Here is a 21,983-nt window from a genome sequence, read left to right as displayed (position 1 = left end):
TGGTCACCTGCGGTCGGCCTTCCTCGTCGATCGTCGTTGTGCTGGTCCGGTGCGGATGGTCGGCGCCTGCATCGCGTAGCGGGCGATCGCGGGCCGGGCGAGCACCGAGGGCTGCTCGCCCGGGATGTCGGCGACCAGCCGGAGCGCACGCAGCTTGTCCAGCGCGATCGCGAGCAGTTCGGCGTCGGCACCGGGCTCGGTGACACCCCGCCGCCAGTAGTTCTCGTGCTCCTTGGCCATTCTCCGGACGTGCGCACGCAACCGGTCCACCTGCACCGGGGCGTCCACTTGGGACGCCAGGTACTCGGCGACGAGCAGGGTCACGTGGCCGTCGGTGCGCTGCTCGGGCATCCGCACGTCGGTCAGCTCGTCGTCGGGGTCGACCATCGCGATCCCCTCGGCCCGCATCTCCGCGACCAGGCCGCTGGCCTCCTCGATCCGCCGGGTGATCGCGTGTCGCTGGCCCACAAGGTAAGCGCGCTCGTCTTCGGTCAGGTCGTCGTAGTAGACCACCGGGTCGTCGAGCAACCTGCGGGTCAACCGGTGCCGCAGTGCCCGGTTGCGCAGGTCGTCAGTGTCGGGCACCGGCTCGTCGGTCAACTCGCGCAGCCGCTGGTCGTGGTCGGGCGCGTCGATGGTGGACGGACCTCGCGCACCGGCCAACAACGTGGCCAGCACCCTGCGCCGAACGTCGTAGAGCACGTCCCCGGTGTCCGACAGGTAAGCGTCCTCATCGCCCGCGACCCGTTCCACCACACCGAGCCCGAGTAACAGCCGCACGACCGCCACCAGATCGGACCGCTCGTCCCGGCGGCTCAGGGTGAACACGACGCCGGCGTCGGCCAGTTCCGGCTCGCTGGCCGCGACCAGCACGCCCTCGGCAAGTCGACCGAGGGTGATCTGCGCGTCGGCCCGTTCCAGCACCGACAACGCCAAGCAGAGCAGCACGTAGCGGCGACGGCCGAACGCCGACCGACCCCGGCCATCGCGCGCCGGGCGGGTGCCGTCGCCGCCACCATCGGGCACGGTCTTGAACAGGCGGGCCGATTCGGCGTCTACCGCCAGTCGCCAGCCGGTCTCCGCAGCCAGCCATTCTCGCAGTTCGACAACATGCCTGCGGACCAGCCGAAGCGCCTCGTCATCGACGCCGGCGATCAGCAGTGGCTTGACCAGCAGCACGCGCAGCGCGGCCCTGCGCTGTGCCCCGGCCTCGTCGTCTATCACGCCGTCGCCTCCATCGCGTGGCGGACGCCCGCCAGATAGATGATCTCGACAAGGTGTTCAGGACCGCACAACACCCCGTCCTCAGTGGGAATCCGCACCACGCCACCACCGTCCACAAGAGACAGTCGGATTTCCATCGTGCCGTCGCTTGTCGTGGTCCGGACCTCGGTGTCGCCGGGCCTGCGGGCTGACATCGCGTCCCCCAGCAGGCCGAGGAACAGCCGGAACGCGCGGGTGTCGAGGTCGCCGAGCCCGGACAGCGGCACGGGCCCTTCGGTGCACAGCCGCCGGCGCGCCGCGCTGGTCTCGACGGCTTCGCGGTCAGCGTGCTCGGCCAGCAGCCGGCGCTGTTCCGCACGGTCGGCAACCCGGTTGGGCTGGCCACGCCGCTCGTATGAACCGGTCTTGCGCAGTTGCGGGCTGATCCGTACCGGCGGAGCGTCCCGCCACGGCGTGGCCGAGGTCGGCTGTTCCTCTTCCCACGCGGCCACGGTGTCCTGCGTGACCGTCAGGTGACGGGTCGAGGTGAGACCGAACGCCGTTCGCCACAGCGTGTGCGCGGCCGCGTCGTCCGGTGCCTCGGCGAACCAACGGGCCAGCGTACGGAAATCGGCCGACCGGTCCGAGCGGCCGGATCGACGTTCGTTGAACGCGGCCACGGTGTCGATCAGCTGCGTGATCGCGGTGACCGCGGCGCCGCGCAGCAACCGAGCCTGCGACGGGTGGCGTGAGTCGGCCGAGACGAACCAGTCTCGCAGTCCACGCCAGCGGTTGCGCCACGCGGCCAGTGATTCGCCGATGGCCGCCTCGTAGGCGGCGGTCGGGTCGTCGTTCTCCGCGTCGTCGTCGGGCAGGTCTGGCACGGAGTCAGCGGCCTCGCGACGGGCCGCGACCAGCAGCAACCGTTCGACACCGGCTGACTCGACGCCGCTGAGCAGAGTGGCGATCTCGGCCCCGCGATTGGCCAGATCGGCGATGAACCGGTTGATGTAGTCGATGAGCCGCTGCTTGTACGCGACGAAGGCATCGACGTCGCCGTCGGCGAAGTCGATCACACGGCGCAGCGAGGCCATGAATGCCTGTGCGTTGTCGGCCAGACCGGCGAACCGTTCGGCGAGCGCGAGCAGCAGCAGATGCACCTTGGCGGGGTCGAGGTCGGTCGACTGGTCGGCGATCCCAGCCAGCGACCGCAACTGGTCGGCGATGTCGGAGAGCGCGACCGACTGCAACGACCCACGCCGGCCGATGGCCTCCTCGTAGACCGCGATCGCCTGTTCGGCCGCCTGGCCGGCGGCGGTGAGCTGGTACAGGTAGCGCGCGCGATGAAAGTCCTCGACGCTGGTCACCCGGCTGGTGTCGGGATCGGCCCGGAGGTTGCCCCACTCCTTGAGCTTGTCCAGCGCCGCGACAACCTGCTCGGTCTCGCCGGGTCGCCCGAGGTCCGCGATGACGTCCTCGGGCCGCATGTGCACGATGAACCGGTCCCTGGCTCGCGCGAACGTCATCAACACATCGCGGTAGAACACCGCGTTCGGCGCGCTCAGGTGCGCGAACGGCTGCCGAGGCACATCGGTGGCAGCGCTCTCCTCGTCACGTCGGCCGCTGGTCATGCTACCTATTGTGACCGCTCGCCCTGACAGTTCTGGCACCGCGGCACCTGAGCGCCGCGCAGGGCCCGGTCCCACACCGGTCCGGCGGGCGTGCCTCGACCGGCCGCCCCCGAACCGCTCGACGACCGGCGCGGCTCGGCGACGACGTCAGCCGGTGCCCTCCACCAAGGAGCCGACGAAACTGCCGGGGTGGGTGGCGCCGTCCTGCCGTAGCACGGGGCCGCCGGTCCACGGGACGGTGAGCTGGGTCGTCTCGTCCGGCGGGGTGGTCACGACCGAGTCCGGGGTCCACGCGTCCTGGCCGTCGTTCGGGCCCCGGACGCTCGGCGCGAGGACGGTGATCGTCGCGTGCGCGGTCCCGCCGGGCGCCAGCGTGATCAGCGCGGGGGTGTCCGAGTTCCGGGTCAGCGAGAAGGTGGGACCGAACGTGAGGTGGTCGGCTCCGTGCAGGTCGACGCCGACGAACCCGTTCAGGGTGCACGCGCGGCCCGACGTGTTCGTGTAGATCAGGGCCACCGTCTGCTGGGCGTCCGGGGCACCTTGCGGGGTGCCCAGCCGGGCCGACAGGTCCTGCGTGTGGCAGCGGGTGGCCTGGCCGGCCGGCGGCGGGGCCGGTGTCCCGGCCGTCGGCGACGACTGGTTGCCCGTCGGTTGCTGCTGGCTGGTGGGTTGCTGCGCGGACTGGCTGGCCGTCTGCTGGTTACTCGACTGCTGGTTGCTGGTCTGCTGGCCGCCGTCGTGGCCGTTCGCGCTGGCCGTCCAGTCGCACGCCCCCAACAGCAACGGCAGCCCGATCGCAAGCACCGCGATCCCGGCCGGTTTGACGTACTTCACTAGAGCCCCCTGAGCTGTGTTGAAAACAATCTTGGACCGGACAGTGTGCTAGGAGCGCAATGCCGCGTGCATGGCTCCGGCCAGATCTAGCAGTTCGCCAGTGGAGTCGGCGGTCTGCTGGAAGTCGACGAGGACCTCGTCCGCGCCGATCTCGGCGGCGGCGAGCAGGTACTCGGCGACCTGCTCGACGGTGCCCTGGTGCGGCACGAGCTCCGGGTCTACGGGCGCGTCGGTGATCATCGGGTTGACGCGCAGCGGCATGCGCAGCGCGTCGGGGTCCCGGCCCGCCAGCTCGGCGTGTCCTCGGATGGCCTGCCACGTGCCGGCCAGCAGCGGCAGCGCGACACCCAGCCAGCCGTCCGCGCGCTGGCCGACCCTGGCCAGCCCCGCCGGGGTGAACCCGGACAGCAGCAGCGGCGGGTGCGGGCGTTGCACCGGCTTGGGCCAGACCCTCGACGGCGGCACGGTCCACAGCGTCCCGGTGTGTTCGACGGGATCGCCCGTCCAGGCCGCCAGCAGCACGTCCAGGGTCTCGTCGAGCCGCGCGCCCCGGCCCGCCCACGGCACGCCGACCGCCTGGTACTCGTCCGAGGACCAGCCGAGCCCGATCCCGACGTCGAGGCGTCCGCCGCTGATGTGGTCGAGGGTGCTCAGGGTGCGCGCCAGCAGCATCGGCGGCTGCCACAGGGCGTTGAGGGTGCTGGTGCCCAACCGGACCCTGGTGGTGACCGACGCCACGAGCGTGAGGATCGGCAGCGGGTCAAGGAAGGTCGCGTACCGGGCGGGCATGACCCCGTCGCCCCCGGGATACAGGTCGCGGGGGTGCAGCGGGGCCATGACGCGGTCGCAGACCCAGAGGCTGTCGAAGCCGATGGTCTCGGCGGCTCTGGCGACCTCGACCACCGCGGTGGGATCGGCGAAGGGGCCGTACTGCGGGACGGCCAGTCCGATGCGCATGGCGCTCCTTTCTCGGGTGCGGATCTTGGGTGCGGATCTTGGGTGGAAGCGTTGGTGGGAAAGGAGAGTTGGTGTGGAGCGCCGGCCTGCGGGCCTCGAGCCAGGTCAGGCGAACCGGGCGAGGTCGGTGCGCCGCCGGTAGGCGGGGAGCCAGGACCGCTCGTAGGGCTCGCGCAGCTCGGGTGGCAGCGCCAGGGTGGCCTCGGCGGGCAGGCCGTCCAGCAGCCGGGGCACGGAGTGCCGCAGCCTGCCGAGGTCGCGCCGGAAGCATTCGTGGGCACGCAGGAACGGGCCGAGGTCGGGTCGGGTCGGCTCGTGCGCCGACGTCGTGGTCGGCTCGGTGCTCGATGTGGTCACGACGCCAGTTCAGCCACGATCGCCTTCCCGGCGCTGTCCGACCCTGTCCGCCTTCTTTCCTGCGCAGGTCAGCGGCCGTTGTCCGCTCCGTCCCGGAGATCCGGATACTGTCGGTATGCGTTTCCGGGTGCTCGGCCAGCTGACCGTCCTCGGCACCGACGGCGCGGCGGTCGCGTTGCCTGGCGCGCGGGCCAGAGACGTGCTGGCCATGCTGCTGACGGCCCGTCCCGGCGCGGTCACCCGGCAGCGACTGCTCGACGAGCTGTGGGCCGACGGCAGGGCCAGGGACCCGGTCAACGCGCTCCACGTGCAGATCGCCAAGCTGCGGGCGGCGCTGCCATCGGCGGACGCCGACCGGCTGGTCACGGAGCCGTCCGGCTATCGGCTGGTGACGCGCCATGGCGAGGTGGACGCGGACGAGTTCGCGGCGCTGGCCGAGCGTGGCCGCGGGCTGCTGGCCGACCGGCGGCTCGCCGAAGCCCGCGAGACGCTGCTGGCCGCGCTGGCCCTGTGGCGCGGTCCCGCCCTCGCCGACATCGGGGACCACCCGTTCGCGCGCCCCGAACGCGGCAGGCTCGACGAGCTGCGCCTCGCGGCGGCCGAGGACGCGGCCGAGGCCGGGCTCGCCGTCGGCGTGCCCGCGGCGGTGACACCCGAGCTGACCGCGTTGCTCGCCGAGCATCCGCTGCGCGAGCGGGCGGCCGGCCTGCTCATGCTCGCGCTGTCCCGGTCCGGGCGGCAGGCCGACGCGCTGGCCGTGTTCGCGGACGTGCGCGGCCGGCTCGCCGACCAGCTCGGCGTCGACCCCTCCCCCGCGTTGCGCGCCCGGCACGCGGAGGTCCTGCGCCAGGACGGCGCGGCCCCGCCCTCGCCGCCGAAGCGGGTCGCGGCGCCGGCCGTCGGCACCCTGCCGATCCCGCTCGGCGCGTTCGTCGGTCGGGACGCTGAGCTGTCCTCGCTCACCGAGCTGCTCGGCCGGCACCGGCTGGTGACCCTGGTCGGGCCCGGTGGCGGCGGCAAGACCCGCACCGCGGTCCAGGTCGGGCATCGGGCGCGCCGCAGCCATTCCGACGGCGTCTGGCTGGTGGAGCTGGCCGCGATCACCCGCGCCGGCAGCGTCGCCGAGGCGGTGCTGGCCGCGCTCGCGCCTGCCGAGGGCGAGCTCGGCGTGGCGCCGGCTGGCGCGCCGCTCGACCGGCTCGTCGACCTGCTCAGGGACCGGGATCTGTTGCTGCTGCTGGACAACTGCGAACACGTGGTCGACGACACCGCCGGCGTGGTCGCCGCGCTGTTGCGCTCCTGCCCCAGGCTGACCGTGCTGGCCACCAGCCGCGAGCCGCTGGCCATCGACGGTGAGCGCCTGGCCCCGCTGCCCCCGCTCTCGCTCGACGCCGCCGTGGAACTGTTCCGCACCTGTGCCGCCATGCTCGCGCCCGACCTACCGTCCGGGCCCGAGGCGGACGCGGCGATCCGGCGCGTGTGCGCGCGGCTGGACGGGTTGCCGCTGGCGGTCGAGCTCGCGGCTGCCCGCACCAAGATGATGTCGGTCGAGGACATCGAGTCCAGACTGGACGACTGGCTTCGCCTGCCGGGCAACCCTTCCCGAGACGTGCCGGCCAGACACCACACGCTGCGCGCCGTGCTGGACTGGAGCTTCGAGCTGCTGCCGGCCGCCGAGCGGCGGGCCTTCGAGTCGCTGGCGGTGTTCGCCGGCGGGTGCACGCTTGCCGACGCCGAACGGGTGTGCGCGGACGAGGAGCTGTCGGGGGCCGAGGTCGTCGACGTCCTCGGGCGGCTGGTCGACAAGTCGCTGCTGGTGCCGGTGCGCGACCCGGCGGGGGGCCGGTTCCGCATGCTCGACACCGTGCTGGAGTACGCCGGGTGTGCCCTTGCCGCGTCCGCGCGCGGCGACGAGGTGCGTGACCGGCACGCCGAGGCGATGCTCGCGCTCGCCGAGGCCGCCTACGAGGACCTGCCCAGTCCCCGGCAACGGGATTGGCTCACCAGGCTCGGCGCCGAGCTGCCCAACATCCGCGCCGCCACCACGTGGCTGCTGGAGCGGGGGGACACCGTCTCGGCGATGCTGCTGAACGGCTGGCTCGGCTACTTCTGGTACGTCAGCGGACGGGAGACCGAGGGCACGACCTGGCTGCTGCGCGTCCTGGACGCGCACGACCGAGCGCCGGGCACGGACGAAGGGGACCTGGCGGACAAGGCGGTGTGCGGGGCGTTGGGCTGGTTGGTCTGGCTCGGCCTGAGCACCGGGCTGGTCGACGATCCGTGGCAGCTTGCCGAGCGGCTGACCGCGCTCGGCGGCAGGACCGACGACGTCGTGGTGGCCGCCGACCTGCGGGCCGCGGTGGCGAACCTGCGCGGGCTGGCGCTGCGCCGCGCCGGCCGCGCCGAAGAGGCCGCGGCGCAGTTCGACGCCGCGTGGCTGACCGAGCGGGCCAGGCCGATCCGCGCCGAGGTGGCCGCCGCCAACCTCGCGCTGCTGGCCGCCGACCAGGGCGAGGAAACCGTTGCCCGCCAGTGGGTTTCGCGCGCCGTCGACGGCGTCGACCAGGTGGTCGACCCGCTCGCCCGCGACGGCCTCGCCGCGTTCGTCCACGCCGAACCCGGACGGGGCCGCGAGGTCCTGCGCCCGTTGGCCGAGCGCCTCGGCCAGTGCCCGCCGCATATCGCGTCCCCGCTGGCGGCGCTTTGCTGAGGCACGGACGGCGCCGGCACCGCGCCCGGCTGGGCCGTTCGTGTGCTTCCGCCTCGTAGTCGCCCCTGCGTCCCGGTGTTGCCGCTAGACAGTGTGACTCCTCGACCGAGGGAGGCGCAGCGTGGCGGACCGGCGGATCGGCGGCGCGGGCGGGGGCTCGGATCCCGGGCCGGGCAAGGGCAAGGGCGCGAGCGGAACGGTGGTCGCGGCGGCCGTGGTGGCCGGGCTGATGGCCGCGGCAGGCGGTGGGACGGCGACGGAGTCGGTCGGCGCGGCGCTCGACTCGGCGGCTCAGCAGGGAGCCAAGGCGGATCCGGCGAAGAACAAGGGCTCCGCGAACCGGGAAAGCACCGCCGAGGCGTGGCAGCGGATAGCGCTGCGGGAGGTCAAGAAGGTCGTCACGCACGACCTTCGGTGCGCCGTGCAGTCCTACGGCCAGGTGCAGCAGTTCTTCCTGCGGACGCCGTGTGACTCGCTGAGTCAGCTGCTGACGGCGGTCGCCGACGCGCAGGGGGACGTCATCGTGGTGTCCGTCAGGTGGGTGACGATGGCCTCAACCGGCGACGCGAACGCGCTGCGACAGCTCGAGGACACCTACGGCACCGGCGACGTGACGCCATTCGACATCGAGGCCCTGCAACTGGGCGGCATCCGGTTCACCGGTCAGCACTACAAGTCCCGGCAGGACGGCCCGCTGTTCGTGATCGCGGAGGCCGAGCCGGTGCGGGGCGCGCCGTCCGCCGCGCTGCTTGGCAAGGTGGCGGACCTCGCCGTCGTCCTGCCGCCGCTGTGAGGTTCCTCGGACAGCGATATGTTTCCGGACGTGGTTGATCAGGAGTCCGGACCGGTGGTGGAGATCTACACGGACGGCGCGTGCAGCCCTAACCCCGGTCCCGGCGGCTGGGGCGCCGTGCTGCGCTACGGCGCCCACGAGAAGGACCTCTACGGCAGCGAGCCCGACACCACGACGAACAATCGGATGGAGCTGATGGCCGCCATCCGAGCGCTGGAGACGCTGACGCGGCCGTCGGTGGTGCGGCTCTACACCGACAGCTCCTACGTGAAGGACGGCATCACGTCCTGGCTGCCCAAGTGGAAGCGCAACGGCTGGCAGACCAGCGCGAGGCAACCGGTGAAGAACGCCGACCTGTGGCAGCAGCTCGATGCCGCCGTCGCGACGCACGAGGTGGCGTGGCACTGGGTCAAGGGGCACGCAGGTCACCCGGAGAACGAGCGGGCGGACAAGCTGGCCGTGCGCGGTGCGCGCGAAGCCCTCGAGGCGCAGGGCGGCACCTGGGTCGGGCAGCCGGGCAGGTCGACCGAGGCCCACAAGGCACGGAAGGCGGAGACCGGCCCCCAGCATCAGGCGGACGACGGCCTGTTCTAGGGGCGAGGCGCTGGGGAGCCTGCGGCGTGAGCCGGGTGCCGGGGCAGGGGATCCGCCTGCCCCGGACCGGGTGGCTCAGTTGGCGAACGACTTGCCGGTTTCCAGCAGCGTCTTGAGGTCGCTGAGGATGAAGGGCCAGCCGCCGCCGGCACCCTCAGGAGCGTTGCCGCTGACGTAGACGGCCAAGCCCGACGCGTCGGGCAGTTCGTGCGTGACGGTCAGCCTGGTGAGGTCACCCTCCGGCTCGAGTTCCCAGGTGAGGCGGGTGAATCCCTCCGCAAGGGTCTCCTCGGTGAAGTGGGCCCGCCAGGTCTGCACGAGCTTGGTCGGCGGGTCGCTCTCGATGATCTCGCCGTCGATCATCACCTCGGGCGCGCCGGCCGTCCGCGCCTCGTCGTTGGCGTGCACGCGGTAGTCACCGCCGGGCCGGAGGTCGTAGTCCGCCCGGAAGTGGTAGCCGTACTTGCCGTTCCACTCGGGATCGGTGATCGCCTTCCAGACCGCCTCCGGCGTCGCCCTGATGAACACCCGGCTGACGTGCACGGTCGCGGTGATTTCCTTCGACGCGGTCATGGCTTTCCCTCCAACTCGTTCTTGAGGTCCACGAGGGCCGAAGTCCGGCCCTCCGTGTACTTGTCGATCCAGCGGTCGTGAATGAGCCTGATCGGCACCGGGTTCAGGAAGTGCAGCTTCTCCCGACCCGAGCGACGGGCGACGACGAGGCCGGCCTCCTCCAGCACCCGCAGGTGCTTCATCACGCCGAAGCGCGACATCGCCAGCTCGGACTCGAGCTCGGTGAGCGTGCGGCCGTCCCGCGCGAACAGCAAGTCGAGCAGGAAGCGGCGGGTGGGATCGGCCAACGCCTTGAACACCCGGTCGTCGTCTGCCACTCGACCAATTTATGTGACCATTTGGTCACATGTCAATCGGCACTAGCGGCTATGGCACGCTCGACTCATGGAGCGCACGGCAGGAGACCGACAGTGACGCTGTTCACCGCTGCGGAGGCGCGGGCCGAGCTGACCAGGCTTCGGCCGGTGCTCGACGAGCTGGTCGCGGTCCGCGCGGACGCGGCGGAGCTGGCCGCCGACCTGGCCAGCGGGGAACGGACGACGAGGCTCGGCGGCCTGCCCGAACTGAAGGCGGCGCAGGCGAGGCTGGATGAGCTGATGACCGTCGTGCAGCACACCGGCGCCGAACTCAAGGGGTTCGCGCCGCTGCTGGTCGACTTCCCCGCCGAGCTCGACGGCGTCGCGGTGCTGCTGTGCTGGATCGAGGGCGAGTCCGCGCTGACCTGGTACCACCGCGGCGATGTCGGCTTCGCCGGCCGGCGCCCGATACCCGAGGACCAGTTCGCGTCCTAGCCAGCCCAACGGTTGCGCGGCCGGCAGCGGCAGCCGACCCGGTGGGGCGCGCGGTGCGGCAGCATGGGCAGGGTGAAGATACGAATCGGAGTGGGGCTCGGCGCCGGTGTCGGGCCGACGGGATTCGCGGACGCGATCGACCAGCTCGAGGCCGCCGGTGTCGACTCGGTGTGGCTTTCCGAGGTGGTGCTCTCCCACCAGGTCGATCCGTTCGTCGGCATGGCCTACGCCCTGTCCCGCACGACCCGGCTGAAGGTCGGCACCGGCGTCGCCGTCCTGCCGGGGCGGCACCCGATGCTGGTCGCCAAGCAGCTGGCCTCGCTCGCCGGACTCGCGCCGCGCCGGGTGCTGCCCGTGTTCGGCCTCCAGCCGGCGCGGCGGCGCGAGCGCGGCCTGTTCCCCATCCCGACCGGCCAGCGCGGGGCCGTGTTCGACGAGTCGATCCAGGTGTTGCGCAAGGCCCTGCGGCAGGAGCGGGTCAACCACCACGGCACGTTCTTCGACATCGAGGACGCGGGCGTCGGCCCCCTTCCGGCCAAACCTCTGGACGTGTGGCTCGGCGGCAGCGCGCCGGCCGCGCTGCGCCGGATCGGCCGCTGGGCGGACGGGTGGCTGGCCAGCTTCGTCACCCCGCAGCAGGCCGCGCGGGGTCGCGCGACGATCCAGGCCGCGGCGGCCGAGGCCGGGCGCGAGATCGAGGAGGACCACTTCGGCTGCACGCTCGTGCTGGCCACCGACGGGATCCCGCCGGCGTTGGCGGCCGCGATCCGCGAGCGGCAGCCGGATCTCGACCCGGCCGAGCTCGTCGCGCACAGCTGGTCGGACGCGCGCAGGCTCGTCGAGCAGTACGTCGAGGCCGGGCTGAGCAAGTTCGTGATCGTGCCGTCGGCGACCTCGCCGGCCTTCGGCGAGTTCCTCGACGGCTTCACCACCGAGCTGATGCCGTTGCAGAACTGAGTTGACCTCCAGTTAGCTAGAGCTCGTAGCGTCGCGCGCATGCACGCAATCAGACTGCACGAGTTCGGTCCCGCGGAGAACCTGCGCTACGAGTCGGTCGCCGACCCCGAGCCCGGCACCGGCCAGGTGCGCATCGCGGTCGCCGCCGCCGGCGTCCACCTGGTCGACACCACGATCCGGGCGGGGCAGCGGGGACCGTTCCCGGCCCCCGAGCTGCCGGCGATCCCCGGCCGCGAGGTCGCCGGGCGGGTCGACGCGCTCGGCGACGGGGTCGACCCGAGCTGGCTCGGCAAGCGGGTCGTCGGCCATCTCGGCATGGCCAGCAGCGGATACGCCGAGCTCGCGGTCGCCTCGGTCGACTCGCTGCACGAGCTGCCGGACGACCTGACCGAGGACACGGCCGTCGCGATGATCGGCACCGGCCGCACCACGATGGGCATCCTCGCCTTGGCGAACCTCTCCGCCGACGACGTGGTGCTGGTGACGGCCGCAGCGGGCGGCATCGGCAACCTGCTCGTGCAGGCCGGCCGCAACGCCGGCGCGACCGTGGTCGGCGTCGCGGGCGGCCAGGAGAAGATCGCCAAGGTGCGGGAGCTCGGCGCCACCGTCGCGGTGGACTACACCGAGCCGGACTGGCCGCAGGCCGTCCGCGACGCGCTCGACGGCCGCGAGGTGACGGTGGTGCTGGACGGCGTCGGCGGCGCCATCGGCCGGAGCGCGTTCGAGCTGCTCGGCGCTGGCGGGCGGCTGCTGATCTTCGGTTGGTCCTCCGGCGAGCCGGTGCAGCTGACCTCCATCGACCTCGTCAGCCGGTCCGTGACGGCCTCCGGGGCGCTCGGCATCGCGCTGTTCGACAAGCTCGGCGGCATCCGCGCGCTGGAGGACAGGGCGCTGGCCGCGGTGGCGGCCGGCGAGCTGGTTCCGTTGGCTGGCACGGCCTTCCCGCTGGCGCAGGCCGCCGAGGCGCACCGCGCGCTGGAGAGCAGGGGCACGGTCGGCAAGGTCGTGCTGCACCCCTGACCCGGATGTCATGAAGGGCCCTTCAGGACGCTGGGGGTGCCTTGAAGGGACCCTTCATGACATCGCGGTCAGCCATTGACGGCGGCGACCAGCTCGAAGGCGGTGGCGCCGTCCAGCGTCTCGCGGAGGATGTCGGCGTGGCCGGAGTGCCTGGCCGCCTCCTCGATCAGGTGCAGCAGGATCCAGCGCGCCGACCGGTCCTCCTTGGGGAACCAGGGAGCCTCCGGCAGCGACACCGTGACGTCCAGGCTCGGCAGCCCGCGAACGGCCACCTCGGTCGCCTTGGCCACCTCCGCGTAGAGGTCGAGCAGGCCGGCCAGCGTCTCGCCGTCCTCCATCCGAAACTCGCTCACCCAGTCGTTGGCCCGCGACGGCTCCGGCTGCCCGACCATGATCGCGACCCAGCCCCGTTCGCACCGGGCGGCGTGCTTGATCAGGCCGCCGAGCGTCAGCGCGCTGACGGTCGGCCGCGCCGCCGCCTGCTCGTCGGTCAGGTTGTGCACGGACCGACGCAGGCCGCCCCGCTGCGCCTCGAGGTACTGGAGCAGCTGGTCGAGCTCGGCGGTCTCGCCTGGCACCACGGTCGGCATCGGATGTCCTCTCATCGGCTTCGTTGAGAACAACGCTAGAGGTCATCGCGGTCACTTTCGGTCCTCAATGTCTAGCGAGTTTGCGGAGTGACCGCGGTCACTCCGCGCGCGCTACGATTTAGTTGTACGGTTACAAACGTTATAGACGTACAACTATTGAGGTGACCGTGCCAGAACTGACTCGCCGACGACGTCTGCTGATCCTCACGATCTGTTGCCTGAGCCTGTTCATCGTCGGCCTGGACAACACGATCGTGAACATCGCGCTGCCGTCGATCCAGCGCGACCTGCACGCCTCGGTCTCCGGACTCCAGTGGACCGTCGACGCCTACACGCTGACGCTGGCCAGCCTGCTCATGCTGTCCGGCTCCACGGCGGACCGCATCGGCAGGCGGCGCACCTTCCAGACCGGCCTCGTGGTGTTCACCATCGGCTCGCTGCTGTGCAGCGTGGCCCCCAACATCGGCCTGCTCGTGGTCTTCCGGATGGTGCAGGCCATCGGCGGCTCCATGCTCAACCCGGTGGCCATGTCGATCATCACCAACACCTTCACCAAGGCGGCGGAGCGAGCTCGCGCCATCGGCATGTGGGCCGCCGTCGCCGGCATCAGCATGGCGCTCGGTCCCGTCGTCGGCGGCACGCTGGTCGACTCGATCGGCTGGCGGGCGATCTTCTGGATCAACGTCCCGGTCGGGCTCGGCGCGCTGCTGCTGACCGCGCTGTTCGTGCCGGAGTCGCGCGCGCCGCGCCCGCGCCGCCCCGACCCGGTCGGGCAGCTGCTGGTCATCGTCGCGCTCGCCGCGCTCACCTACGGGATCATCGAGGGCCCGGGGTCGGGCTGGGGCTCGGCCAAGATCCTCGGCTGCTTCGCGCTGTCCGCGATCGCCGTCGTCGGCCTGCTCGGCTACGAGCCGCGACGCGCTGACCCGTTGCTGGACCTGAGGTTCTTCCGCAGCGCGCCGTTCTCCGGGGCCACCCTGATCGCCGTGTCCGGCTTCGCGGCGCTGAGCGGGTTCCTGTTCCTCAACACGCTCTACCTCCAGGAGGTGCGCGGCCTCTCCCCCCTGCACGCCGGGCTGGCCACCCTGCCGATGGCGGCGATGAGCATGGTGTTCGCGCCGATCTCCGGCCGCATCGTCGGCAGCAGGGGGCCACGTCTCCCGCTGCTGGTCGCCGGCATCGCGATGGCGACCAGCACGGCGCTGCTCACCGGACTGACCACCGACGTGCCGATCGGCTGGCTGATACCGAGCTACGTCGTGTTCGGGCTCGGCTTCGGCATGCTCAACGCGCCCGTCACCAACACGGCGGTGTCCGGCATGCCGCGCGCCCAGGCCGGCGTCGCCGCCGCCGTCGCCTCGACCAGCCGCCAGGTCGGCCAGTCCCTCGGCGTGGCCGTCATCGGCTCGCTGGTCACCGGCCAGCTGCACGGGCAGCTCGGCGCGGAGTTCACCGCGAACAGCCACCTCGGCTGGTGGATCATCACCGGCTGCGGACTCGCGGTGCTGGCACTCGGTATCCTCACCACGGGACGGTGGGCCCGCACGACCGCCGAGCGCACCGCCGCCATCCTCGACACCGCCCCAACGAAAGTCCCGGTATGACCCCATGACCCCGCAGGACAGCCACGCCGACACGGCCGCCCGTGTCTGGCAAGGGATGCGCGCGTTCGTGCTCGAACTGTACGACCGCCGCAAGGAGGCCGGCGACGCGCTGGACATGAGCTTCGTCCGCGCCAAGGCGTTGCGGTACGTCGGGCTGGAGCCCATGACGATGCGGCAGCTCACGGCGATCCTGGCCACCGACGCGCCCTACACCACCGTCGTCGTCGACGACCTCGAACGGCGCGGGCTGGTGGAACGCAGCGTGCACCCCGGCGACCGGCGGGTGAAGATCGTCACGGCGACCGAGGCTGGCAAGGCGGCCGCCGCCGTGGTGCAGGCGATCATGGATCGGCCGCCGCCGCCGATGCTCGACCTCGACCCGGCCGACCTCGCCGCGCTGGAGCGGATCATCGCGACACTCGTCGGAGAGAGCGCCCCGCAGGAGCCATCCACTTAGGATCCTGGCATGTCGAAGCAGCAGGTCGGTCGCGCGTGGTTCGCCAGCACCGCCGTGGTGGTGCTCGTCGGGCTGGTGGTGCAGGTAGTGGTGAGCGCCCGGTTCACCGGCGGCCAGTTCGACTCGGTTGGCGCGCGGATCGGCAACGTCTTCTGCTTCTTCACCATCCAGTCCAACGTGCTCGTCGGCGTGACGAGCCTGCTGCTCGCGATCCGCGTCGAGCGACCGTCGACGCTGTTCCGGGCGCTGCGGCTGGCCGGCCTGGTCGGGATCGCCGTCACCGGCGTCGTCTTCCACCTCGTGCTGGCCGGTCTGCACCAGCTGACCGGCGCGGCCGCGTTCGCGGACCTGTTGCTGCACACCGTGTCGCCGGTGCTGTGCGTGCTCGGGTGGCTGGTTTTCGGCCCGAGGCCGACGATCGCGCCGAGCACCGTGGCGTGGTCCGCGCTGTTTCCCTTGCTCTGGCTCGTCTTCACGCTGATTCGCGGGGCGGCCATCGACTACTACCCCTACCCGTTCGTCGACGTCACCCGGCTCGGCTACGGCACGGTCGCGCTCAACTGTGTGTTCGTCGGCGTGCTGTTCCTCGGCCTCGCCTTCGCCGCGATGGGCCTGGAGCGCCGGCTGTCGCGCGCCCGCTCACGCGCCGAGGTGGCGCAGGACACAGGGGCCGATCGGCGCGAGTCGGTCGAGTGACACGCGCGGTGACGTGGGCTGACGCGGCACGCGGCGCACGACCGTGGTTGACTCGGTCCGTCACCGATCCCACTCGCAGGAGGAGCTCAGCATGGCTCTGCAGAAGCCCGAAGTCGACAAGGTGGAGGGCGCCGCGCCGGCCGACCTGGTGATCAAGGACATCACCGTCGGGGACGGGCCGGAGGCCACGCCGGGGCAGGACGTGACCGTGCACTACGTCGGCGTGTCGTTCGAGAGCGGCGCGGAGTTCGACTCCTCGTGGAACCGCAACGAGCCGTTCGAGTTCCCGCTCGGTGGCGGCCGCGTCATCGCCGGCTGGGACCGCGGCGTCGCCGGCATGAAGGTCGGCGGGCGTCGTCAGCTGGTCATCCCGGCGCACCTCGCCTACGGCGACCGGGGCGCGGGCAACGTGATCAAGCCCGGTGCGACGCTGGTGTTCGTGGTGGACCTGCTCGGCGTCAACTAGCCGACACGAGGAAGGCCCGCGCCGGGACGTGTCCACGGCGCGGGCCTTCTCGCTGCGCGGCAACGGTCACGCGCTCACTGCTCGGTGCCGGCCGCATCGACCCGGCCGCGCACCTCGTTCATGTCCAGCCCGCGCGCCTGCGCGATCAGGTCCTCGAGGGCCCGCTCCGGCAGCGCTCCCGGCGGCGCCATCATCGCCACGCCCTCCCGGATCACGGCGACGGCCGGAATCGAGGAGATCCCGAAGGCCTGCGCGAGTTCCTGCTGCGCCTCGGTGTCCACCTTGCCGAACACGATGTCCGGGTTGCGCTCCGACACCCGCTCGTACACTGGCCCGAACATCCGACACGGCCCGCACCAGCCGGCCCAGAAGTCGACCAGCACGATGTCCGACTCGTCGACCACCTGCTGGAAGTTCTCGCCGGTCAGCTCGACAGTTGCCATCTCACCTTTCCTCTCCGATACCCGCCCGTGGTATGTCAACGACTCCGGACGCCCCGGCATTCCACACCGACCGGCGACCGCTGTCGGACCGTGCTGGTAAGACTTCGTCGGGCGAGATCGCCTCCGGTGCACTGAGGGGACACGAGCACGATGACGATCAACGAGCACCTGTCGACCTTCCACGGCCGTCCGGTCGTCGAGTTCGGCGGGGAGGCGAGCACCGCCGACGTCGACCCCGGCGCGGTCGCGTGGCGGCTGCGGATCGAGCCGTACGAGTCCGAGGAGACCTTTCCCGAGCTGTGGGAACGGTTCCTGGCCGACGTGGACACGACGAAGGTCGACGCGCTGGTCATCGGCTGCTGGGGCGAGAGCTACGAGGTGCACGGCGACGTGGTGGTCGACCTATTGGTCGGCGCGAAGGACCGGTTGCCCGCGCTGCGCGGCATCTTCCTCGGCGACTGGGTCATGGAGGAGGCCGAGGTCTCCTGGATCCACCAGGCCGACGTGACCCCGCTGCTGACCGAGTTCCCCGAGCTGACCGAACTGGCTGTGCGGGGCGGCGAGGGACTGGAGCTGACGCCGGTCACGCACCGCGCGCTGGAGACCCTGCGCTTCGAGGCGGGCGGCCTGCCGGCCGCGGTGGTCAGGGCGGTCGGCGAGCTGGATCTGCCGGCGCTGCGGCACCTCGAACTGTGGCTCGGCGACCCCGAGTACGGCGGCGACGCGACCATCGAGGACCTGGCTGGCATCCTCGGCGGCGAGCGGCTGCCCGCGCTCACCCACCTCGGCCTCCAGAACAGCGAGATCCAGGACCAGGTCGCCGAGGCCGCCGCGTCGGCCCCGGTCACGGCGCGGCTCACCTCGCTCAGCCTGGCGATGGGCGTGCTCACCGACGACGGCGCCGAGGCGCTGCTGACCGGCCGGCCGCTCGGCCACCTGAACAAACTCGACCTGCACCACCACTTCCTGTCCGACGACATGGTGGCGCGCGTGCGGTCCGTGCTCGAGCCGGCCGGCGTCGCGGTGAACCTCGACGAGCAGCTCACGCCGGACACCTACGAAGGCGACGACAAGCAGTACATGTACGTCGCCGTGGCCGAATGACCGTTCGGTTCGCCGTCGTCGGCAACCCGGAGAACCGCAGGGTGGTGCTGTTCCGGCGGGCCGCCGCGCGGGTCGGCCTGCCGGAGCCGCGCGTGCTGCCCTGGCTGGACGTGCTGACCGGCTCGGCCGCCGTGCCGGCGGACTGCCTGGTGCGGCTGGACTCGCCGGGCGAGAACGCCGCCGTCGACCGGCTGCTGCGCGGTCCCGACGCCGATCCGCACCGGGTGGAGGGCGGCGCCGCCTGGCACCGCGCCTTCACCTCGGCCGTCGCCGGGCTCGCCGGTGCCGTCGCGCGGACGCCGGGCGCGCGGCTGCTCGGCGACCCGGCCGAACTCGCCGCGATGTTCGACAAACGCCGCAGCCACGCCATTCTGGCGGCGGCCGGGGTGCCGTTGCCGCCCGCGCTGGCCGGTGTCACCGGCTACGCGACGCTGCGCGAACGGATGGCTGAGGCCGGTTGGACGCGGGTGTTCGTCAAGCCAGCGCACGGTTCCTCCGCCGCCGGGGTGATCGCGCTCAGCGCGGCCGGCGCGCGGGTCGCCGCGACGACCTCGGCGGCGCTGCGCCGGGACGACCGTGGAATGCGGCTGCACAACTCGCTGCGGGTGCGGCGCTACACCGACCCGGCCGAGGTCGCCGCGTTGGTGGACACCGTCTGCGCGGACGGCGTGCAGGTGGAACGCTGGCTGCCCAAGGCATCCCTGCACGGCAGCACGATCGACCTGCGGGTGGTCGTGGTCGCCGGCCGCGCCACGCACGCGGTCGTGCGGGCCAGCCGGCACCCGATGACCAACCTGCACCTCGGCGGGGCGCGGGGCGACCTCGCCGCGCTGCGCCGAGCCACGGGCGAGCCGGCCTGGGAGCGCGCGCTGGACACCTGTGTGCGCGCCGCAGGGGCGTTTCCGCGCAGCCTCTCGGTGGGCGTCGACCTGATGTTCCGCCTCGGCTGGCGCGGCCACGCGGTGGCGGAGGTCAACGCGTTCGGCGACCTGCTGCCCGGTCTCACCGGGCTGCCCGGCAGCGGGGCCGAGGAGCGGGACACCTACGACGAGCAGGTGCACGCCGTGCTGTCGGGGCGGTACAAGGGAATTCCATGCCTGACATGAACGCCGTGGTCGGCAGCCACGACCTGCTGTTGGTCACCCTGGACACGCTGCGGTACGACGTCGCCGTCGACCTGGCCGAGCGGGGCAGGCTGCCGAACCTGGCCGCCGCGCTGCCCGGCGGGCGCTGGGAGCGGCGGCACGCGCCGGCCAGCTTCACCTACGCCTCGCACACCGCGATGTTCGCCGGCTTCCTGCCGACCCCCGCCGAGCCGGGGCCGCATCCCCGGCTGTTCGCCGCGCGGTTCGAGGGCAGCGAGACCACCGCGCCGCACACCTGGGTGTTCGACACACCGGACCTGGTCGGCGGCCTCGCGCGGGCCGGCTACCACACCGTGTGTCTCGGCGGCGTCGGGTTCTTCACCAAGCGGGGCCCGCTCGGCTCTGTGCTGCCCGGCCTGTTCGCCGAGAGCCAATGGGAATCCGGCTTCGGCGTCACCTCACCGACGTCCTTCGAGCAGCAGGTGGACCGCGCCGAGCGGGTGGTGCGCGGGCTCCCAGCAGACCGGCTGTTGTTCCTGTTCCTCAACGTGTCCGCGCTGCACCAGCCCAACTGGTTCCACCTGCCCGGCGCGGTCGACCGGGACGGCGACACCCTCGCCAGCCACGCCGCCGCGCTCGAGTACGTTGACCGGCACATCAGCCGGTTGTTCGCCGCGATGAGCAGCAGGCGGCCGTGCTTCGCCATCGTCTGTTCCGACCACGGCACCGCGTACGGCGAGGACGGCCACACCGGCCACCGCATCGGGCACGAGGTCGTCTGGACCGTCCCCTACGCCGAGTTCGTCCTCACACCGCAGGAGAATGCCCGATGACGGCTCTGGACCTCCCGCTCGCCCAGATGAGCCCCGGCAAGGACTCCCCGTACCAGGGCTACGTCTACGCGTATCCGCACAAGAGCGCGTACCGGCCGCTGACGCCCCGGCCCGCGCTGCGGGAGCTGTGGGCCACCGAGCGGCGGGACGCGCTGTTCCTGTATCTGCACGTGCCGTTCTGCGAGATGCGCTGCGGCTTCTGCAACCTGTTCACCCGCACCGGCGCGCCGGCCGAACTCGTCACCCGTTACCTGGACGCGTTGGCGCGGCAGGCATCCGTGGTGCGCGACGAGCTCGGCGACGCGCGGTTCGCGCAGACCGCCATCGGCGGCGGCACGCCGACCTACCTGGACGCCGGAGAGCTGACCAGGCTGTGCGACATCGCCGAGCGCGTGGTCGGCGCCGACCTGCTGGCGACCCCGCTGTCCGTGGAGACCTCCCCGGCCACCGCGACTCCCGACCGGCTCGCGGTCCTCGCCGAGCGCGGCACCACGCGGATCAGCATCGGCGTGCAGAGCTTCCTGGACGCCGAGGCGCGGTCGGCGGTGCGCCCGCAGCGCCGCGCCGAGGTCGAGCAGGCGCTCGACGCGATCAGGGACGCGCGCATCCCGGTGCTCAACATCGACCTGATCTACGGGATCGACGGCCAGACCGAGGCGACCTGGCTGCGCTCGCTGGACGCGGCGCTCGGCTGGTCGCCGGAGGAGCTGTACCTGTACCCGCTGTACGTCCGCCCGCTGACCGGCCTGGCCGGGCGCGCAGGCGCGCCGGAGGAGTCCTGGGACGCGCAACGCCTTCGGCTCTATCACCTCGGCCGCGAACACCTGCTCGCGGCCGGCTACGAGCAGGTGTCCATGCGGATGTTCCGGCGGCTCGGCGCCCCGACGGTCGGCGGCGACGAGTACTGCTGTCAGTCCGACGGCATGGTGGGGCTCGGCTGCGGCGCGCGCTCCTACACCTCGGGCCTGCACTACTCCTTCGACTACGCCGTCAGCACCTCGCAGGTGCGCGCGATCATCGACGACTACGTGTCGCGGCCGGCCGCCGACTTCGGCCGCGCGGAGGTCGGCTTCGCGCTGGACGAGCACGAGCGCCGCCGCCGGTACCTGATCCAGTCTCTCTTACAGGCCAAGGGTGTGGACGTCACAGAGTACCGAGAGAGGTTCGGCGCGGACCCGGCCGAGGACTTCGCCGCCGAGCTGGCCGAGTTCGGCGACCGGGGCTGGCTCGCGGCCGAGCCCGGCACGCTCCGGCTCACCGTCGACGGCCTCGCGCACTCCGACGCGATCGGGCCCGCGCTGTTCTCGCCGGCCGTGCGCGCCGCGATGTCCAGCTACGAGCGGCGGTGACGATGTCCGACCGGACCGCGCTGACGATCCTCTACCGGGGGCCGCTGGCCTCCTGCGACTACGACTGCCCGTACTGCCCGTTCGCCAAGCGCAGGGACAGCCGCGAACAGCTGCGCGCCGACCGAGCCGCGCTGGCCAGGTTCACCGCGTGGGTGCTTGAGCAGACCGACCACCGGATCTCGGTGCTGTTCACGCCGTGGGGCGAGGGTTTGGTGCGGTCCTGGTACCGGGACGCGATCGTCCAGCTCAGCCAAGCGTCCACTGTGGACAGAGTGGCCATCCAGACGAACATGAGCTGCCGGCTGGACTGGCTGGCCGACTGCGACCTCGACACGGCGGCGTTCTGGGTCACCTACCACCCTGGACAGGTGAGCTACGAACGGTTCCTCGGCCGGTGCGTCGAGCTGTCCCGGCGCGGCGTCCGGTTCAGCGTCGGGATCGTCGGCGTGCCGGAGCACCTTGAGCCGGCCAGGCGGCTGCGCGCTGACCTGCCCGAGTCGGTGTACCTGTGGGTCAACGCCGCCGAGGGGCACAGCTACTCGGACGAGGAGGCGGCGCCGTGGAGCGCCGTCGACCCGCTGTTCTCGCACAGCAGGCTGCCGCACCGCAGTGCCGGCCTGCCCTGCCGCACCGGCGACACCGTGGTGTCGGTGCTCGGCGACGGCACCGTGCGCCGCTGCCACTTCGTGCCGGAACCGCTCGGCAACCTCTACGACGGCTCGTTCCGCGCCGCGCTGCGGCCCAGGGCGTGCCCGCTGGCGCAGTGCGACTGCCACATCGGGTACGTCCACCTGGAACCGGTCGGCCTCTACGACGTGTTCGCCGGCGGCATTCTCGAACGGATCCCGCACGCCGACCACTGGGGCGGCACTCGACCCGACACCGCCATTCGGGAGCCAGCAACAAGTCCCTAACCCGCTGCTTTCGCGCTAATTC

24 protein-coding genes are annotated in these 21,983 nt (G+C 72.0%); 15 read left to right on the top strand and 9 right to left on the bottom strand.

Features of this window, described 5'->3' with window-relative positions:
• Nucleotides 1-3: 3 nt before the first annotated feature.
• The 5 genes from F0L68_RS26470 to F0L68_RS26450 all read right to left on the bottom strand — a co-directional run bounded on the left by F0L68_RS26470 (nt 4) and on the right by F0L68_RS26450 (nt 4,982).
• Nucleotides 4-1,224: a TIGR02678 family protein gene (locus tag F0L68_RS26470; protein ID WP_149852522.1), complete on the bottom strand. Its 1,221-nt coding sequence runs from the start codon at nt 1,222-1,224 to the stop codon at nt 4-6.
• A complete protein-coding gene (locus F0L68_RS26465; protein ID WP_149852521.1) occupies nt 1,221-2,834 on the bottom strand; it encodes a TIGR02677 family protein in 1,614 nt (537 codons plus the stop codon). The genes F0L68_RS26470 and F0L68_RS26465 overlap by 4 nt, the downstream gene beginning before the upstream one ends.
• 147 nt (nt 2,835-2,981) lie before the next feature.
• Entirely contained in the window at nt 2,982-3,668 is a 687-nt protein-coding gene (locus tag F0L68_RS26460; RefSeq protein ID WP_149852520.1) for a DUF4232 domain-containing protein, read from the bottom strand.
• Between the two features lie 48 nt (nt 3,669-3,716).
• Nucleotides 3,717-4,625: a TIGR03619 family F420-dependent LLM class oxidoreductase gene (locus tag F0L68_RS26455; RefSeq protein ID WP_149852519.1), complete on the bottom strand. Its 909-nt coding sequence runs from the start codon at nt 4,623-4,625 to the stop codon at nt 3,717-3,719.
• A gap of 105 nt (nt 4,626-4,730) precedes the next feature.
• Nucleotides 4,731-4,982 (bottom strand): hypothetical protein, encoded by a 252-nt coding sequence (locus F0L68_RS26450; RefSeq protein ID WP_149852518.1) that lies wholly within the window; start codon nt 4,980-4,982, stop codon nt 4,731-4,733.
• Nucleotides 4,983-5,097: 115 nt separating this feature from the next.
• On the opposite strand from F0L68_RS26450, the gene F0L68_RS26445 reads away from it, so the two are divergent.
• The 3 genes from F0L68_RS26445 (at nt 5,098) to rnhA (ending at nt 9,079) form a co-directional block, all read left to right on the top strand.
• The gene (locus F0L68_RS26445) at nt 5,098-7,692 is read left to right on the top strand and encodes an ATP-binding protein (protein ID WP_149852517.1); all 2,595 of its coding nucleotides are present in this window, start codon (nt 5,098-5,100) and stop codon (nt 7,690-7,692) included.
• 121 nt (nt 7,693-7,813) lie between these two features.
• Nucleotides 7,814-8,485, top strand: a complete 672-nt coding sequence (locus F0L68_RS26440; RefSeq protein ID WP_223199150.1) for a hypothetical protein — start codon at nt 7,814-7,816, stop codon at nt 8,483-8,485.
• A gap of 18 nt (nt 8,486-8,503) precedes the next feature.
• Nucleotides 8,504-9,079, top strand: a complete 576-nt coding sequence (rnhA, locus tag F0L68_RS26435) for a ribonuclease HI (RefSeq protein WP_149852516.1) — start codon at nt 8,504-8,506, stop codon at nt 9,077-9,079.
• A 75-nt stretch (nt 9,080-9,154) separates the two neighbouring features.
• Here rnhA and F0L68_RS26430 read toward each other — a convergent pair whose 3' ends face one another.
• Both F0L68_RS26430 and F0L68_RS26425 read right to left on the bottom strand, forming a co-directional pair.
• Nucleotides 9,155-9,652 carry an SRPBCC family protein gene (locus tag F0L68_RS26430; protein WP_149852515.1) on the bottom strand — a complete coding sequence of 166 codons (498 nt, stop codon included), beginning with the start codon at nt 9,650-9,652 and terminating at the stop codon, nt 9,155-9,157.
• A complete protein-coding gene (locus tag F0L68_RS26425) occupies nt 9,649-9,969 on the bottom strand; it encodes an ArsR/SmtB family transcription factor (protein WP_149852514.1) in 321 nt (106 codons plus the stop codon). Before F0L68_RS26425 ends, F0L68_RS26430 begins: the two co-directional genes overlap by 4 nt.
• Before the next feature lie 93 nt (nt 9,970-10,062).
• Here F0L68_RS26425 and F0L68_RS26420 point away from each other — a divergent pair, with 93 nt between their 5' ends.
• The 3 genes from F0L68_RS26420 to F0L68_RS26410 all read left to right on the top strand — a co-directional run bounded on the left by F0L68_RS26420 (nt 10,063) and on the right by F0L68_RS26410 (nt 12,420).
• The gene (locus F0L68_RS26420; protein WP_149852513.1) at nt 10,063-10,443 is read left to right on the top strand and encodes a DUF2203 domain-containing protein; all 381 of its coding nucleotides are present in this window, start codon (nt 10,063-10,065) and stop codon (nt 10,441-10,443) included.
• Between the two features lie 72 nt (nt 10,444-10,515).
• Nucleotides 10,516-11,400, top strand: a complete 885-nt coding sequence (locus F0L68_RS26415) for a TIGR03854 family LLM class F420-dependent oxidoreductase (protein WP_188316841.1) — start codon at nt 10,516-10,518, stop codon at nt 11,398-11,400.
• 39 nt (nt 11,401-11,439) lie between these two features.
• Entirely contained in the window at nt 11,440-12,420 is a 981-nt protein-coding gene (locus tag F0L68_RS26410) for a zinc-binding dehydrogenase (RefSeq protein WP_149852511.1), read from the top strand.
• 68 nt (nt 12,421-12,488) lie between these two features.
• Here the strand turns inward: F0L68_RS26410 and F0L68_RS26405 are convergent, their stop codons facing one another.
• Nucleotides 12,489-13,010, bottom strand: coding sequence for a DinB family protein (locus F0L68_RS26405; RefSeq protein WP_149852510.1), 522 nt, complete (start codon nt 13,008-13,010; stop codon nt 12,489-12,491).
• A gap of 167 nt (nt 13,011-13,177) precedes the next feature.
• Between F0L68_RS26405 and F0L68_RS26400 the strand changes: the two genes are divergently transcribed.
• The 4 genes from F0L68_RS26400 to F0L68_RS26385 all read left to right on the top strand — a co-directional run bounded on the left by F0L68_RS26400 (nt 13,178) and on the right by F0L68_RS26385 (nt 16,233).
• Nucleotides 13,178-14,614, top strand: coding sequence for an MFS transporter (locus F0L68_RS26400; RefSeq protein WP_149852577.1), 1,437 nt, complete (start codon nt 13,178-13,180; stop codon nt 14,612-14,614).
• 4 nt (nt 14,615-14,618) lie between these two features.
• A complete protein-coding gene (locus F0L68_RS26395) occupies nt 14,619-15,071 on the top strand; it encodes a MarR family winged helix-turn-helix transcriptional regulator (RefSeq protein ID WP_149852509.1) in 453 nt (150 codons plus the stop codon).
• 9 nt (nt 15,072-15,080) lie between these two features.
• Entirely contained in the window at nt 15,081-15,767 is a 687-nt protein-coding gene (locus F0L68_RS26390) for a Pr6Pr family membrane protein (protein WP_149852508.1), read from the top strand.
• 91 nt (nt 15,768-15,858) lie between these two features.
• Nucleotides 15,859-16,233, top strand: coding sequence for an FKBP-type peptidyl-prolyl cis-trans isomerase (locus F0L68_RS26385; protein ID WP_188316840.1), 375 nt, complete (start codon nt 15,859-15,861; stop codon nt 16,231-16,233).
• A 74-nt stretch (nt 16,234-16,307) separates the two neighbouring features.
• On the opposite strand, the gene trxA is transcribed toward F0L68_RS26385, so the two are convergent.
• Nucleotides 16,308-16,676, bottom strand: a complete 369-nt coding sequence (gene trxA / locus F0L68_RS26380; RefSeq protein ID WP_149852507.1) for a thioredoxin — start codon at nt 16,674-16,676, stop codon at nt 16,308-16,310.
• Between the two features lie 150 nt (nt 16,677-16,826).
• Here trxA and F0L68_RS26375 point away from each other — a divergent pair, with 150 nt between their 5' ends.
• The 5 genes from F0L68_RS26375 to F0L68_RS26355 are packed head-to-tail and all read left to right on the top strand — an operon-like array spanning nt 16,827 to nt 21,961.
• The gene (locus F0L68_RS26375) at nt 16,827-17,780 is read left to right on the top strand and encodes an STM4015 family protein (RefSeq protein WP_149852506.1); all 954 of its coding nucleotides are present in this window, start codon (nt 16,827-16,829) and stop codon (nt 17,778-17,780) included.
• Entirely contained in the window at nt 17,777-18,886 is a 1,110-nt protein-coding gene (locus F0L68_RS26370; RefSeq protein WP_149852505.1) for an STM4014 family protein, read from the top strand. Before F0L68_RS26375 ends, F0L68_RS26370 begins: the two co-directional genes overlap by 4 nt.
• Entirely contained in the window at nt 18,874-19,698 is an 825-nt protein-coding gene (locus F0L68_RS26365) for an STM4013/SEN3800 family hydrolase (RefSeq protein ID WP_223199149.1), read from the top strand. Before F0L68_RS26370 ends, F0L68_RS26365 begins: the two co-directional genes overlap by 13 nt.
• Nucleotides 19,695-21,047, top strand: a complete 1,353-nt coding sequence (locus tag F0L68_RS26360; RefSeq protein ID WP_223199148.1) for an STM4012 family radical SAM protein — start codon at nt 19,695-19,697, stop codon at nt 21,045-21,047. Before F0L68_RS26365 ends, F0L68_RS26360 begins: the two co-directional genes overlap by 4 nt.
• A 2-nt stretch (nt 21,048-21,049) precedes the next feature.
• Nucleotides 21,050-21,961: an STM4011 family radical SAM protein gene (locus tag F0L68_RS26355; protein WP_149852574.1), complete on the top strand. Its 912-nt coding sequence runs from the start codon at nt 21,050-21,052 to the stop codon at nt 21,959-21,961.
• Nucleotides 21,962-21,983: the final 22 nt, after the last annotated feature.

The sequence above is a fragment of the Solihabitans fulvus genome (assembly GCF_008386585.1).
GTDB lineage: Bacteria > Actinomycetota > Actinomycetes > Mycobacteriales > Pseudonocardiaceae > Solihabitans > Solihabitans fulvus.
This window is presented reverse-complemented; position numbering and strand designations above follow the sequence as displayed.